The following is a 14,774-nucleotide window of genomic DNA, read 5'->3' as shown; positions in this document are numbered from 1 at the left end:
CTTAAAAAAAATTCAATGAAAATTTTTTCATTCAAACACACATCTGAAATGCGTCGAATCGTACAGATTGGCTCAATATCTCCACTCCAAAATTCAGCGATTTACTCATTAGGGTGAATTTTTCTAACTTTAAAATGAAAAAAGATCAAATCACTAATTGTTTTAATATTGAATCTGTAACACTAATATACTTTTGTCCTGAGCTATAAAGTTCTTAAACCTTGCCATAAATAGATAAACAAAATATGAAATAAGCATATATTCATGTCGTTTCAGCTTTTTAGTCAATATACTGAATATGACTCAACTTGTACTTAGAAAAAATCAGCATAATCGAGCTTTGGTATGTTAAGGAATCGCTAAAATATTCGGTTTATACTTATACCTTCTTAAAATCATGTCTAATAAATTAGAACGTCAGACACTGACTCTCCCAGTAGGTCATGACAAGCTTTTACTCCACTCTTGCTGTGCACCATGCTTTGGCGAAGTCATGGAAACATTAATTGAATCAGGTATCGATTTTTCAATTTTCTTTTACAATCCCAATATTCATCCTGTGAAAGAATATGAAATCCGTAAAGAGGAAAATATCCGCTTTGCCGAGAAACATAACATTCCGTTTATTGACTCTGACTATGACACAGACAATTGGTTTGCTCGCGCTAAAGCTATGAAAATGAGCCTGAAAAAGGCATTCGTTGCACGATGTGTTTTGATATGCGCTTCGAGCGTACTGCACTTTATGCGGCAGAACATGGTTTTAGCTTAATTAGTAGCTCACTGGGAATTTCACGCTGGAAAAATATGAAGCAGATTAATGACTGTGGTCATCGCTCCGCTTCACATTATGAAGGCATAAGTTATTAGGACTATAACTAGCGTAAAAATGGTGGCGCTGTGCGTATGCTAGAGATCAATAAAAATGAGGAATTTTACCAGCAAGAATATTGTGGGTGCGTATATTCACTGCGTGATACCAACCGCTGGCGTATGAGTCATGGCCGTGACTGTATCAAACTGGGTGTAAAGTTTTACTCAAATGCCATGGATGAAGAAGCTTGAGTTCTGCACTTCATTATTTGCATTGATATTAAATTGTGATGTTAAGCCCTGAAGAATTTATACTATTCGGGGCTTATTTTTATTTACGTTTCAACTTATTTCAGTTCTTCAACCAAAGCTGGATAGATTGATCCATCGACATCCATTTCGGTTTTATAAATGCCATTGGCAACATTAAATTTATTTACGTGGTAGCTAGAACCATAAATCGAGTCAAAACCAGTTCCTTTTTTAAAGACTTGTTTGTTGGCAGCTAAATCCAGTAAATGTGTCCCGCCAATAAACTGTTCATATTGTGCAGGATCAACACCAACACGGGTCGACATGATTTTCACTGCATCGGCATGCGTTGCAGGGGCGTTGATGTATTTAACTGTTTTATCCCAAACTTGAATGATTTTTTTCCATTCTTCTTTGTTAGCAGATAAATGCGCCATGTTGACGGTTAATGTGTCATAAATCAGACCGGGTTTATCTTTCGATGTATAAATAATTTTAGAGCCAGCAACAGCTTTCAGCGCTTGATTTGCAACCGGTTGCCACACGGCAATCGCTGCAATATCAGGACTTGCAAATACTTGTGGCAGCTCGTTGGTCATGGTGTTGACCAACTTCACTTCAGTAGCTTGAATTTTTGCATCATCCAAAGCCGTCGTCAAAAGCAAATGATCAACCAAGCCTTTTTCTGTCGCGACACTTTTTCCTTTTAGATCGGCAAGGCTATTGATGCCATCTTTAGCAATGATGACATCATTACCCGCAGAATAGTCCGTCGCCATAATCATGACGCCTTTCGTGCCGCCAGAACCTGTGACTAAGTTGTCACCATTGGTGACCAAAACGGCATCCAACTGATTTGCAGCAAATGCAGATAGTGAGGCTGAATAATCAAACCATTTAAAGTCTACATTGACACCGGCTTCTTTCAACCAGCCTTTTTCAATAGCAACTTGCCATGCGACAAAACCAGGCCAGTCGCTATAGCCGATCGTGATGGCTTTTGTATTGACTGTGCCTTCTGCTTGCGCGTTTGGTTCAGGTGTTTTGGCCGTATTGTCACAGCCACCTAGTAAGATTGCGGTCACAACGGATGCAGATAAGCAGGCTTTTTTGATCATAGTGCGATTTCCCCGATGGCATTACAGTTAAATTTGGTATTGGTATACAAAAACGATGGTGTATTCAGATTGCTGACAGATTGAGCATTGTGCTTTGCACGACTTGGTCTTTGGTTACCTGCATTAGCATGTGCTTGCTGTTTATCTGTGATTTGGTCTTTAAACTGACCTTGTGATCGATATAATTGGCCCATTTTAAAACTCCTTAATTCTTTGCATTTTGCGGAATTGGCGGCATTACAGCGTCCATCAACTCCAAATGTCCTTTAATCACACCTTTAAGTGCTGAAAAATGCTGACTAATAACTTTGAGCTCTGAACTGACGCCTTGCAGAATCATGACTTCTAAAATTTTGTGGTCATCGAGTTGAATATGCAGCGAGCTCACCACTTGTTCTAAAAACTGCTGCTGTAAATCTAAAAGCTGAATACGTAGTGCCGTACTACTTGCGTCATAAAGTAAGGTAAACGTGCCGACCATTACTTCGTTACGCTGCTCCTGATCGGCAATCAGATGCTTATTGATCATGTCGACAATGGCCTGAGAACGGCTCTCATAATGCTGATCGACAATTTTTTGATCCAAAGCATCGACTGTTTTTTCAGGCACGGTAATACTGATACGCGCCAGCTTTTGTTTAGGCACTGTTTTTCCTTATTTTTTTTGCTGAATATAGAAACCCGCACGGGCGCTTAGTAACTCAATAAAAAATTGCTTTAATTGATGCAGAAATGTTGCAGATTGATGGCGGTTCATATGCATCTCCTATTTGAGTAATACAAAATATTTATTTCGTAATATCGATAGAAATGCAGAATCTGTGCCAAGTGAGAAATACAAAAAATGATCGATTATTTTGTTATTTTAACTTTCTTTTAAATTTTACTGTTCATGATTTGTGCAATGAATGCACTCATCGAGACCCCTTTGCACTATTGCTGCGATGTATTATTTGATGAAAGACTATTTCTAAAGGTCGTTGTTCTTAAACAAGAGCATTGACCGGCATGTAACAAACTCGAAGTGCAATTTATTTCATCAACATTGAACATCATTTATACTGATTAAACTTTCTATTAATCACTCAACGCCTATGAAGTATTTCTGCTGCGCGGTATGTTCTAACCAAATCTTTTTTGCCAATTCACACTGTGTCAATTGTCAGACTGCGCTGGGTTATATTGCCTCTGAAAAGCAAATGGGCTGTTTTGAGAAGCATAGCAGTACGTTATGGCTTGCGTTAAATCCTGAAATAAAGGGAAAACGCTTTAAACCTTGTCATAATTATCAGCATCATCAGGTTTGCAACTGGATGGTGCCTGCCGACAGTGAAGAAATTTACTGTGAGTCTTGCTTGCTGACGCATACCATTCCCAACTTAGATAACCCAGACCATATTGTGTACTGGGCACGTTTGGAACATGCCAAACGGCGTTTTTTGTATTTAATGCAGCAACTGAATACCATGCCGCGTCCTAAACGCAGTCAAGATGACCGTTTTGGCCTGCGTTTTGACTTTTTGATGCCAACAGAAAATACACCTGTCATGACCGGTCATGCCAATGGCATTATTACCTTGAATGCCAGTGAAGCAGATGTGATTTACCGCGAAACAACGCGTATAAAAATGGGTGAAAACTACCGTACACTTCTAGGTCATTTTAGACATGAAAGTGGTCATTATTATTTTGATTTGATCAAACATTTACACCCTGAACTGATTGAGGAATTTCGAGAACTTTTTGGTGATGAACGACAGGATTATAGTGAAGCTTTGAAACGTCATTATAATGACGGTGCGCCACAAAATTGGGCGGATTACTATGTCAGTTCATATGCCAGTACGCATCCTTGGGAAGATTGGGCGGAAACATGGGCGCATTATTTGCACATGATGGATACTCTAGAAACAGCCTACTATGCAGGATTAGTGGTCAAAACCAATAAGTCAGATTTAAATAATTTAGAACTGAAAGAGAACCCGATTGGCGCTCAGGATTTTGACCTACTACTGCAACACTGGATGACCTTGACCTTTAATTTAAATGCGTTGAACCGCAGCATGGGCTTAGATGATGCATATCCATTTACATTGTCGAATCCAGTATTGGATAAATTACGATTCATTCACCACAAACTGCTCAACATGACCTTAAAAAATCAGCAACACAATTAGATTAAATTTAACACGTGACAGTGTTTGAATCTCAAATCAACTTTTCGGTATCACAGCATTCGTACATTAGCTTAATCTTAAAAGAAATTTACATAGTACTTCTAAGATTAGGTGCTGTAATACCTGCCCTATTTTTACTATTTTATAAAGGTTAAAATAACAAAAAATAGATGCCTGTGACCTTTCCAATGATGCCTTTCACGCATTTACCCGCTCGTTTTATGTGTATCATCAGCCTGAGTTTGCTCAGTGGATGCCAATTGGTCAAATTACAAGAAAATCAACTCAGTGCGTCACTAAATAATAAAACAGATAGCATATTAACTCATCAGAAGCTCAGTACATTTAGCCATCAAATCCTGTTAATGGTGAATGAAAGCGACCAATCTTGTTTAAATGCGCTTGAAAGCTGTATTCACAAAATGCGTAATAATGAAACTTTAGATATTGCTCAAGTCTATGCAGCAGCAAGTGAGCTGTACATGGCACGTGCTTTAAGCGCCGATCAAAATCCACAATGCAAAAAAAGCTTAAAACAACACAGCGGAAAATTAGCTTCAAGCAAAATAAAAATGTGTATGGATCAACAGCTTGCAGACTTTGATTTCAGTCTGCGCTACAGCTATGTCTATCTATTTAAATCCGCTCAAGCCCCTGAAGAACGCTTATTTGATTTGCGTCAGGGACAAGTCCGCACCTTTTATAATGTGGCTTTATCACGTTTAATCACCTCATCATTTACCCGTTTTGACTATCAGCAAATGCCTGAAAGTTTAATGCTGGGTTCATCGCTTTATCATTTTAACTATGAGCATTATCCTGAAATCAAAAATGCGGACATTGATAAATTACAGTCGAGCTATAATTTTAATTTTTCAGGCTTAAAAACCATTAACCGTCAGGAAGGTATTGGCTCTGAATTTGTCTTAGTCAAAAAAGCCACGGATCTGTCTGCTGCGCAGCCTTTTATATTAGATCCTGAACAATATTATTCAAATAAACCCAACCCCAATATCCATACAGCACGCTATTTACCTGTCAGTGCAATCGCCGAGCCTGCCAAGACCAATAGCAGCATTAGTGAAATTTTATCGCCACAATCAGACTTTAAGGTTGAATTATTTAATCCCTATCAATTTAAAAAAGCAAAAATTGAATCTCAGCCCTATACCCTAACAGCCAATTATTCTGTGCCTTATGGTCTTTGGTTAGCCGAAAATAAATTAGGACAATCTGGCTATTGGACACTTCTGAATAAGGAAGAACATTTGCGCATGCCACATGTGTTTATGTTAGAGCCGTATCAACCCAATAAAAAGATTATTGTCATGGTTCACGGATTAGCCAGCAGTCCTGAAACTTGGATCGGCCTGACCAATAATATTATGGGTGATCAAAAACTACGTGATCATTACCAAGTTTGGCAAGTGTTTTACTCAACCAATATGCCAATATTTGAAAGTCGTTTTCAAATCAATGCTTTACTCAAACAGGCATTTGCAACTGTTCAGCCTAATACGCCTTCGGCTCAAGATGCTGTCATTATCGGACATAGTATGGGCGGCATCATCAGTCGTTTATTGGTTAGTGATGCAGATATTTCCGCTCAAGCTATTCCACTCATGAACTATGAACAAAATACACAGTTACAACGTCATCCAATTATCCGCGATCGTTTTGTCTTTAAAGCATTGAAGCCAGTTAGTCGTGCAATTTTCATTGCCGCACCGCATCATGGTACTGACTATGCAGACCGCTGGTTTACCAATTTGGCGAAAAAAATCGTAGTATTGCCTTTAAGTTTTTTAAATGATGTCAATGTTGAAATCCCAAATGCAAAAAATTCAACTATGGGTTTGATCAAGTCTGGGCCAGCAGATTTAAGTCAAAAATCACGTTTTATGCTGTTGTCTGCTGACATCATGCCAAATAAAGATATTCCTTATCATTCTATTATGGGGAATCAGATGCAAAGCACTGAGCCGAGCAAAATGTCGGATGGCATTGTTCCCTATACAAGTTCTCATTTAGATGGTGCGGTGTCTGAAAAGATTTTCAATGGTGGACATTCCATCCATGAGTCTGCAGATGCCATTTTAGAATTGCGACGCATTTTGAGAGAGCATTTGGATAAATAAGCGAACTTTTAAGCGCGGTTTTTGTGAACTCGAGCTCGTAGGTCATTGAGGCTTACCTTTACAGTTTCTTCAATTTGCGCTTCTTCAGCAAGTTTCAATAGTTCTTTGTCTTCAATTAAGTCCATTAAGCGTTCATACATGTCGGCAGGAACGCAATAGAATGCTGGATTGTTACGGTTAAGGATTGCTACTGCTTCACCAAAGCCGTTATTTACAACTTCCATGGGGTTCTTTTTAAGGTCGGAAATGCTTGCGACAAAGCGAGAATGAATAATATTGTTCATATTGGTCGATGTCCTAGCTATGAAAACAATTGTTAAATGATAACCAACTTAGAGAGCTTTTGAAAGACCTGTTATTTAGTCTTTTTGGTAGAAAAATCTTTCATTCTTAATTTAATTCATCATAAAATTTGTATAAAATGGATAAAATAAATTCTTAGAAATCAATCATAATATGTTCACCAAAAATAGATTTAAAACCGTAACTCGTAATCAATCAGGTATGCTGGATTCAGCATTCTTAAATGAAAGCAGAAAGTTTACTAAATCTGGCTCTACGACGAGTATTTTTTATCCCATTCACATAAAGACAAAGAATTTGTACAAGTCGCAAAAGTATTTTTTGAAAATTTAGGAATGAGCATATATGTAGATTGGGCAGATGAAACAATGCCTGAACAGACAAATGGAATTACAGCAACAAAGATCAAAAATCAGATTATTTCTTTAAATGATAAATTTATTTTGTTAGCAACAAATGAAGCATTGGCATCAAGATGGTGTAATTGGGAAATAGGTATAGCCGACCCGTTCAAATTAGATAAAGATAAAATTGCCTTATTACCATTAATTGATAGCCCATCTTCTTGGAATGGAAATGAATATCTCCAAATCTATCCTTACATCAAAGAAAGTGTAAATACCGCCGGTGAGTATTATCTATGGTACCCAAATGGTGATTGTAAAAATTTAAAAACATGGTTAAAAGGTTAATTAATAATGAGCTTTACCAAATCACAAGAAAAATTTATCAATGAATATGTTAAAGCTATTCAAGATGGAAATGCTGCAATTTTTGCTGGAGCTGGTCTATCTGCATCTTTAGGATTTGTTAATTGGAAAGAACTATTAAGAGATTTAGCTGATGATTTAGATCTTGATATTGATAAAGAAACAGATCTACTCTCGATAGCACAATATCATTATAATAAATTCAACAGAACTCGTATCAACGATAAAATTATCAATGAATTTACAACCTTAGACAAAGGCAGTGAAAATCACCAAATTTTAAGTAAATTAGATATAGATACCTATTGGACAACAAATTATGATCAACTTATAGAAAAAACTTTAGAAGATAATGGAAAGACAGTTGATAAGAAACTTACTAATGAAGACTTTTCAAGGTATATAAAGAGAAAAGATGCTACCGTTTACAAAATGCATGGTGATAAAGATGCACCACACAATGCGGTTTTAACAAAAAATGATTATGAAGATTACCACGATAGTAGAGAGTTATTTTCAACAGTATTAAGAGGCGATCTGCTTTCAAAAGTTTTTTTATTCATAGGATTTAGCTTTGATGACCCTAATATAGATTATATTTTAAGTAGAATTAGAATTCTCCTAAAAGATAACACTCCTAAACATTATTGTTTTTTTAAAGAAATTGATAAAAATAGCTTTTCAGAAGAACAAGATTATTTATATGCAAAAATAAGACAAGATTTAAAAATTGATGATCTAAAGAGATATGGTATCCATGCTGTTCTTGTAGAAGACTATCCAATTATTACTAAAATTCTTAAATTAATTGAAAAGCGTGTAAAACGGAAAAACATCTTTATTTCAGGTGCTGCTGAAAATTATGAGCCTTTCGGAAAGGAAAAGGCTGAAGATTTCATTTTTAAATTGAGTTATAAGTTAGCAGAAAAAAATTACAAAATTATCTCAGGTTATGGCTTGGGTATAGGAAGCTTAGTGATTAACGGAGCTTTAGAATTTAAATTAAATTCAGCGTATAGAAACCTAGATGACTTACTTATCTTAAGACCATTTCCTCAAATCAATCCAACTGCCGAAAAAAATACGATTTATAGACAAGAGATGATATCCCAAGCAGGGATAGCCCTCTTCATTTTTGGTAATAAAAGAGACAATGTCTCAGATAGCATTATAGATTCAGAGGGTATGTTTGAAGAATTTGATTTGTGTATCAAGAATAATGTAATTCCAATACCAATAGGTATAACTGGCTTTGTTTCTAAAAAACTATGGGAAAAAGTTAATAAGAACTTAAGTCTATACTATCCAGAAAATTCTGATTTTATTAATACTTTGAAGAAAATAAATACTGCAGATATTTCTAACGATGATTTAATTTCAAATATTTTAAAAGTAATTAGCTTACTTCAAAAGGTTTAAATAAATATGAAAAGACAAGTTTTCTATAGTTTTCACTACGAAAATGATGTAATGAGAGTGCAACAAATTCGAAATATTGGGGCTCTAGAGGGAAATATTCCCGTGTCTGCTAATGATTGGGAAACTTTAAAACGTAGAGGTGATACAGCAATAAAAAACTGGATTGATAATCAATTTAAATATAAGAATTGTTTAATCGTTCTTATTGGTTCACAGACAGCAAATAGACCATGGGTAAAATATGAAATACAACGTGCCTGGGAGTTAGGTAAAGCTGTTCTAGGTATACATATACATAATATTAAATGCCCAAGAAATGGAATATCAGTTAAAGGAAAAAATCCATTTTCTGAATTTACACTCAATAATAATAATTTTGCTCATTACGTAGATTGCTATGATCCTAATCCTTCAGATGCTTATAACGATATTAGATTGAATATTGAAAGTTGGATTGAAAGAGCAATTCAAAGAAGAAAGACCGCTTAAGCGGTCTTTTTTATCCCTATCTCATCAAGCCACTGGCGACAACGTAAACAACACCTGCCCCGTTTTCACCGTCTGCCCTTTTTCAATGGTAATTTCAGAAACCTTCATACGTTCAGGTGCAATAATTGGAATCTCAATTTTCATCGCTTCAATTACAGCTAAAGTTGCACCTTCTTCCACAATATCGCCTGATGCACATTCGATTTTCCAAATACTACCCGGCATGTGTGATTCCACCGCACAACCGCCTTTAGGAATTTGAACATTACTATCATCAGTTACAGCATCTAAGCTTTCAGAAACATACTCTGCAAGCCCTGCTTCATGCCAACGAAGACGTTCTTCATCAAAATTGGCTTGTTGGACGGATTTAAATGCTGAGATTGATTCTGCATTTTCAGTCAGGAATTCATTGTATTCTTTTAGGTTCAATACACCTTCTTCTACACGGAGTTTTAAGCGACCAGCTTTAAAGTCCTCACGCATTTGCATAAGCTCGGACTCAGAGATTTCATAAAACTTAATTTGGTCAAAGAAACGTAGTAACCATGGTTTACCTTGCTCAAAGTCGGCATTTTTACGGTAACGAGACCACATTTGCATAGTACGACCCACGAACTGATAGCCTCCCGGACCTTCCATACCATAAACACACATATATGCACCGCCAATACCGACAGCATTTTCAGGTGTCCATGTCCGTGCAGGGTTGTATTTAGTCGTCACTAAACGCTGGCGAGGATCAAGCGGTGTTGCCACAGGTGCACCTAAATACACATCGCCCAAACCCATGACCAAATAACTCGCGTCATAAACCACATCTTTGACCGCTTGTTTGTCTTTTAAACCATTAATACGACGGATAAACTCAATATTGTCAGGACACCATGGCGCATCTGGACGTACGGTTTGCATATAGCGCTCTGTTGCTAGCTGGGTTTGTGAATCTTCCCAAGCCAGTGGTAAATACACAGTCCGTGACGGTACTTGCATTTGGGTCACATCAGGCAGTTCAGCTTCAGCGACTTGCAGCAAACGCAATAAATCCAATTGATCAAGCTTGATCGAATCAAAATGGATTTGTAGCGAACGAATCCCCGGTGTGAGATCAATAATCCCTGTGATATTTTGCTTTTCAACCCATTGCATGAGTGCATGAATACGGAAACGTAAGTTCAGATCTAAAACCAACTCACCATATTCCACCAACATGTAGTTATTGCCCGCAGGACGATACACCACATCAGGCAAACCATTCTGACCTTTTAAAGTATCAAGCACCGCATTTTTTAAGGTAGAAAGTTCAGAATAAAATGACTCATCAAATGCCACAACCTGCGTATCAGATGCTTCTAATTGTGCATGATATTTTTCATTTAAGAGCTTAGCTTGATGATAACTCACAGGTATAAATCTGACTTTGTCTCCTGCTTTCAATTGACCAAGTTTCCAAAGCTCAGAATTAATCACCACGGCAGGACAAACAAAGCCTCCTAAACTTGGACCATCTGGACCCAATATAATCGGCATATCGCCCGTGAAATCAATCGCACCAATCGCGTATGCATTGTCATGAATATTTGATGGATGCAAACCGGCTTCACCACCATCCTCACGTGCCCATTCAGGTTTTGGACCAATCAAACGAATACCTGTACGGCTTGAGTTAAAGTGAATCTCAAAAGTATTGGCAAAGAAGGTATCAATGTCTTTTTTAGTGAAGAAGTCTGGTGCACCATGCGGGCCGTACATCACCGCAATTTCCCATTCATGACTAAACGTTGGCACTTGTTCAGGCGCAAGCGCTGTCACTTGTTCAGATGTAAATGCCGTGATTGTCAACATATCGCCAATCAATAAATTACGACCGGCATGACCACCAAACTGACCAAGGGTAAAGGTCGCTTGTGAACCTAAATATTCAGGCACATTCAGACCACCTTTAATCCCGATATAAGTACGACAACCTGTGGCGATTTTTCCACATTTTAGAATCTGTCCTTTACGCACATTCACGGTTTGCCACATTGGCACAGCCACACCATCAAGCGTTGATGGCATATCACCACCCGCCAATACAATTTGGCTATCGCAATGGAATTTTAAACTTGGGCCTTGTAGCGTACATTCTAAGCCTGCGGTATTAAATGCATTGCCTAACAATTGATTCGCAACATTAAGTGACAGCGGATCAATGGCACCCGATGGTGGCACACCCACATCCCAATAGCCCAAACGACCTGTGACATCTTGCACAGAAGTTTGAATGCCAGATTGCAACACTTCAATTTTTTGGGTTTTCCACTCAAAAGTATTGAGGAAACGTGTGGTTTGCGTACCGGCTTTAAATACATCACAGTCGATAATATTTTGTAGATATTCAAGATTGGTTTCGATACCTGCAACCGATGTTTTGGCCAGTGTTTCGGTCATGGCATCAATTGCAGAGTCACGATCGTCCGAAGTCACAATAATTTTCGCAATCATCGGGTCATAGAATGACGATACATTTGAACCCGTTTCCACCCACGTTTCATTACGGGCATTAGGATCAAACACAACATGTGTCAGTAAACCGGCACTTGGCTGGAAGTTCTTGATCGGGTCTTCGGCATATAAACGTACTTGAATTGAATGACCTTTCGATTCAAGTTGTTCTGTTGGTGCAATCCAATCCCCACTGCCTAAAGTAACCATCCATTCCACAAGATCTACACCAAAGACTTGCTCTGTCACACCGTGTTCAACTTGCAGGCGTGTATTCACTTCTAAGAAATAGAATTCCTGTGTGTCGGTATCCATTACAAATTCAACTGTACCTGCCGAACGGTAATTCACCGACTGCATCAGCCCAATCGCGACCGATTGAATATAGGCACGTTGCTCATCATTGATATGTGGTGCTGGGGTTTCTTCCACCACTTTTTGGTTACGACGTTGTACCGAACAATCACGCTCGCCAAGTGCCAAGACTAAGCCATTACCATCACCAAAAATCTGAACTTCGATATGACGGGCATTCTGTACAAATTTCTCTAAATATAAACCTGCGTCTTTAAAGTTGGCTTGGGCAAGATATGACACTGTAGAATAAGCATCTTTCAGCTCTTCTTCATTCCATACCAAACGCATGCCAATACCGCCACCGCCTGCAGTACTTTTCAGCATCACAGGATAGCCAATACGTTTAGCTTCCTTTAAGGCTTCGGCTTCATCTGCCAAAAGCTGACTGCCCGGAAGGAGAGGTACATTAGCTTGAATCGCAAGTTCTCGTGCCGTATGTTTTAAGCCAAAGGATTTCATTTGTGCCGAATTTGGCCCTAAAAATACTATGCCTTGCGCTTCACACAGATCACAAAATTCAGCATTTTCAGACAAGAAGCCATAACCCGGATGAATCGCTTCAGCGCCTGTTTGCTTTGCGACTTCTAAAATTTTATCAATATTTAAATAACTTTGGCCGGCAGGACTATCACCAATAAATACAACTTCATCGGCTAAGGTCACATGTAGTGAGTCACGGTCTGCTTCGGAATAGACAGCAACCGATTGAATGCCTAATTTTTTGAGTGTACGGATCACACGACATGCGATTGCACCACGGTTGGCAATGAGGACTTTATTAAACATGCTATTACTCCTCACCTTCACGGATGATCAGTTGAATTTTTGTTGGGTTATAGGCATTACATGGATTGTTTAATTGTGGGCAATTAGAAATGAGGACGATTAAATCCATTTCGGCTTTAATTTCGACATATTTACCCGGCGCAGAAATACCATCATCAAATTTCAAATGACCATCCGCAGTCACAGGCACATTCATAAAGAAGTTAATGTTTGGAACGATGTGACGTACGTTTAAGCCATGTTTTTTGGCAATTGGATGTTGCGACAGAGCAATCATGAAATTGTTACGGCAACTGTGCATTGGATATTTGTCATGTGCATAACGAACGGTGTTACTTTCACATGAACATGCACCGCCTAAAGTATCGTGACGACCGCAATTATCATCATGAATGCTGGCAATTTTGTTGCCAAAGTTGGTGTATAGCGCTGTGCCTTTTTCTAAATAGATTTGTTGATTAATCGCTAAGGTATCAGTTGCGCTATAGCGCTCTTCAGGATTTGAAGCGGAGATAAAGAGCGTATCGACCGCTTGGTTGCCTTCTAAATCCACGATACGGAAATATTGCCCTTTTTTGACTTCGCACATCCATGCTTCACCGGCTGGACATACTTCGCTTAACACTGATTTTTCAGAATGTTGTGTTGGGTTTACTAATGCAGTCATAATCATTCCCCTCAAGCCGTTAAAGCGTAATAGCGTTTATTATTTTGAAAAGCACGTTGATTTTGCGGGCAAGAATCACGGCAAAAATCGGTGTCTGCCAAAGGCAACGCCTTAAATAAACTTAGTTGTACGTCAGCAGGGTTATATTCTTCTGCTTGAGATAATCCATGTGGTGCACTGGATAAAAACACCAAACAATCCATTTCAAAGCGCAGTTCAATAATTTGATCGGTGTTATCGGAGTCGATATAAGACAAGTTACCTGTATCATCAGGCGCAACCTTAGAGAAGAGATTAAGTGTTGAACTTAAGTCGGTTGCAGATAAACCAAACTTGGTCATTTCAAGCAATAAGCTATCTTTACCGTTGCGGTACATATCATTACGGGCATCTTGGAAAGTTTTAATGCCAAATTGGTTTTCAATTTGTGATGCGGTACTTGGTGCACAAAACGCATCATTCCAAGCGTGATCGTCTTTGACTATCGAGATCATGGCACGGCCTAAATCCGACGCCAGAATATGCCCTGTACTTAAATACGCCGTGTGTTGCCCTTTGAGGCTATCTGGCATGTTGTAGCGTTCAAGCTTATCTTCACTATTTACACAGTACAGTGCCACATTGGCATTTTGCCCTAGCGATTTAAGCTGTAATACTGCCCCACGCTGAATACGCGCTGACCAGTGGTGTCCACCCGGTAAAAGTTCAGTCCATAGTTCTTTATCATCATGATAATGTGTTGTGCTCATTGCAGCCTCTGCCTAATTCTTAACTATTTACCTCCCGGGCTTTTATCCCTCCGTGCAGCTTTGCTTTGAATTAAAACGAAGCCGTGAACTCTCGGTCGCGGTCATACATAGAAATGTATCGGAACCCTAGATCACTTTATGATGTAAGTAGAAATGCAAAGGCTGTGCCAATTTAGTATTACGGTTTTAAAAAATAGTAATACCGATCTTTTGACTGTATAGCGCTGCATGTAAATTCTTGGGCTAACACTTTTTTGCTCTATTATTGAACCTATGTGCATTTGAACGATGCATCATCCTTGTGCATTA

General features: G+C 38.4%; 12 protein-coding genes, 1 pseudogene and 1 riboswitch. Of the genes and pseudogenes, 6 read left to right on the top strand and 7 right to left on the bottom strand.

Annotated features, from left to right (window positions below):
• Nucleotides 1-397: 397 nt before the first annotated feature.
• A pseudogene (locus LXF01_RS08360) lies at nucleotides 398-1,065 on the top strand (epoxyqueuosine reductase QueH).
• Between the two features lie 95 nt (nucleotides 1,066-1,160).
• Here LXF01_RS08360 and LXF01_RS08355 read toward each other — a convergent pair.
• The 3 genes from LXF01_RS08355 to LXF01_RS08345 are packed head-to-tail and all read right to left on the bottom strand — an operon-like array spanning nucleotide 1,161 to nucleotide 2,829.
• Nucleotides 1,161-2,183, bottom strand: coding sequence for an ABC transporter substrate-binding protein (locus LXF01_RS08355; RefSeq protein ID WP_180023650.1), 1,023 nt, complete (start codon nucleotides 2,181-2,183; stop codon nucleotides 1,161-1,163).
• A complete protein-coding gene (locus LXF01_RS08350; RefSeq protein ID WP_233945387.1) occupies nucleotides 2,180-2,377 on the bottom strand; it encodes a hypothetical protein in 198 nt (65 codons plus the stop codon). The genes LXF01_RS08355 and LXF01_RS08350 overlap by 4 nt, the downstream gene beginning before the upstream one ends.
• An 11-nt stretch (nucleotides 2,378-2,388) precedes the next feature.
• The gene (locus LXF01_RS08345; protein ID WP_078190923.1) at nucleotides 2,389-2,829 is read right to left on the bottom strand and encodes a CopG family ribbon-helix-helix protein; all 441 of its coding nucleotides are present in this window, start codon (nucleotides 2,827-2,829) and stop codon (nucleotides 2,389-2,391) included.
• Nucleotides 2,830-3,277: 448 nt separating this feature from the next.
• On the opposite strand from LXF01_RS08345, the gene LXF01_RS08340 reads away from it, so the two are divergent.
• Both LXF01_RS08340 and LXF01_RS08335 read left to right on the top strand, forming a co-directional pair.
• On the top strand, nucleotides 3,278-4,360 hold the full coding sequence (locus LXF01_RS08340; protein ID WP_233945386.1) for a zinc-binding metallopeptidase family protein: 1,083 nt from the start codon (nucleotides 3,278-3,280) through the stop codon (nucleotides 4,358-4,360).
• Between the two features lie 170 nt (nucleotides 4,361-4,530).
• Nucleotides 4,531-6,498, top strand: a complete 1,968-nt coding sequence (locus LXF01_RS08335; protein WP_442781361.1) for an esterase/lipase family protein — start codon at nucleotides 4,531-4,533, stop codon at nucleotides 6,496-6,498.
• 8 nt (nucleotides 6,499-6,506) lie between these two features.
• Here LXF01_RS08335 and LXF01_RS08330 read toward each other — a convergent pair whose 3' ends face one another.
• Nucleotides 6,507-6,782, bottom strand: coding sequence for a type II toxin-antitoxin system Phd/YefM family antitoxin (locus tag LXF01_RS08330; RefSeq protein ID WP_233945385.1), 276 nt, complete (start codon nucleotides 6,780-6,782; stop codon nucleotides 6,507-6,509).
• Nucleotides 6,783-7,046: 264 nt separating this feature from the next.
• Here LXF01_RS08330 and LXF01_RS08325 point away from each other — a divergent pair, with 264 nt between their 5' ends.
• From LXF01_RS08325 to LXF01_RS08315, 3 genes are read left to right on the top strand one after another with little or no spacing between them, the layout of a single operon-like run.
• Nucleotides 7,047-7,493 carry a TIR domain-containing protein gene (locus tag LXF01_RS08325; protein WP_233945444.1) on the top strand — a complete coding sequence of 149 codons (447 nt, stop codon included), beginning with the start codon at nucleotides 7,047-7,049 and terminating at the stop codon, nucleotides 7,491-7,493.
• 6 nt (nucleotides 7,494-7,499) lie between these two features.
• Nucleotides 7,500-8,930: an SIR2 family protein gene (locus LXF01_RS08320; RefSeq protein ID WP_233945384.1), complete on the top strand. Its 1,431-nt coding sequence runs from the start codon at nucleotides 7,500-7,502 to the stop codon at nucleotides 8,928-8,930.
• 6 nt (nucleotides 8,931-8,936) lie between these two features.
• Nucleotides 8,937-9,419, top strand: a complete 483-nt coding sequence (locus LXF01_RS08315; protein ID WP_233945383.1) for a TIR domain-containing protein — start codon at nucleotides 8,937-8,939, stop codon at nucleotides 9,417-9,419.
• Between the two features lie 24 nt (nucleotides 9,420-9,443).
• On the opposite strand, the gene uca is transcribed toward LXF01_RS08315, so the two are convergent.
• The 3 genes from uca to LXF01_RS08300 are packed head-to-tail and all read right to left on the bottom strand — an operon-like array spanning nucleotide 9,444 to nucleotide 14,465.
• Nucleotides 9,444-13,049: an urea carboxylase gene (uca, locus tag LXF01_RS08310; protein WP_233945382.1), complete on the bottom strand. Its 3,606-nt coding sequence runs from the start codon at nucleotides 13,047-13,049 to the stop codon at nucleotides 9,444-9,446.
• A 4-nt stretch (nucleotides 13,050-13,053) separates the two neighbouring features.
• Nucleotides 13,054-13,716, bottom strand: coding sequence for an urea amidolyase associated protein UAAP2 (locus tag LXF01_RS08305; protein WP_233945381.1), 663 nt, complete (start codon nucleotides 13,714-13,716; stop codon nucleotides 13,054-13,056).
• A gap of 11 nt (nucleotides 13,717-13,727) precedes the next feature.
• Nucleotides 13,728-14,465, bottom strand: a complete 738-nt coding sequence (locus LXF01_RS08300) for an urea amidolyase associated protein UAAP1 (RefSeq protein WP_233945380.1) — start codon at nucleotides 14,463-14,465, stop codon at nucleotides 13,728-13,730.
• Nucleotides 14,466-14,494: 29 nt separating this feature from the next.
• A riboswitch (guanidine-I (ykkC/yxkD leader) is annotated at nucleotides 14,495-14,606 on the bottom strand.
• Nucleotides 14,607-14,774 lie beyond the last annotated feature (168 nt).

Origin of the sequence: Acinetobacter sp. SH20PTE14 (genome assembly GCF_021391555.1) — a bacterium.
GTDB classification, from domain to species: domain Bacteria; phylum Pseudomonadota; class Gammaproteobacteria; order Pseudomonadales; family Moraxellaceae; genus Acinetobacter; species Acinetobacter amyesii.
The sequence above is the reverse complement of the archived record's forward strand: the minus strand, read 5'-3'. Positions and strand labels throughout refer to the sequence as shown.

Coding starts and splice junctions, on each gene's coding strand:
- LXF01_RS08355 (WP_180023650.1), bottom strand. CDS start 2,183: ATGATCAAAAAAGCCTGCTTATCTGCATCCGTTGTGACCGCAATCTTA.
- LXF01_RS08350 (WP_233945387.1), bottom strand. CDS start 2,377: ATGGGCCAATTATATCGATCACAAGGTCAGTTTAAAGACCAAATCACA.
- LXF01_RS08340 (WP_233945386.1), top strand. CDS start 3,278: ATGAAGTATTTCTGCTGCGCGGTATGTTCTAACCAAATCTTTTTTGCC.
- LXF01_RS08335 (WP_442781361.1), top strand. CDS start 4,531: ATGCCTGTGACCTTTCCAATGATGCCTTTCACGCATTTACCCGCTCGT.
- LXF01_RS08330 (WP_233945385.1), bottom strand. CDS start 6,782: ATGAACAATATTATTCATTCTCGCTTTGTCGCAAGCATTTCCGACCTT.
- LXF01_RS08320 (WP_233945384.1), top strand. CDS start 7,500: ATGAGCTTTACCAAATCACAAGAAAAATTTATCAATGAATATGTTAAA.
- LXF01_RS08315 (WP_233945383.1), top strand. CDS start 8,937: ATGAAAAGACAAGTTTTCTATAGTTTTCACTACGAAAATGATGTAATG.
- uca (WP_233945382.1), bottom strand. CDS start 13,049: ATGTTTAATAAAGTCCTCATTGCCAACCGTGGTGCAATCGCATGTCGT.
- LXF01_RS08305 (WP_233945381.1), bottom strand. CDS start 13,716: ATGACTGCATTAGTAAACCCAACACAACATTCTGAAAAATCAGTGTTA.
- LXF01_RS08300 (WP_233945380.1), bottom strand. CDS start 14,465: ATGAGCACAACACATTATCATGATGATAAAGAACTATGGACTGAACTT.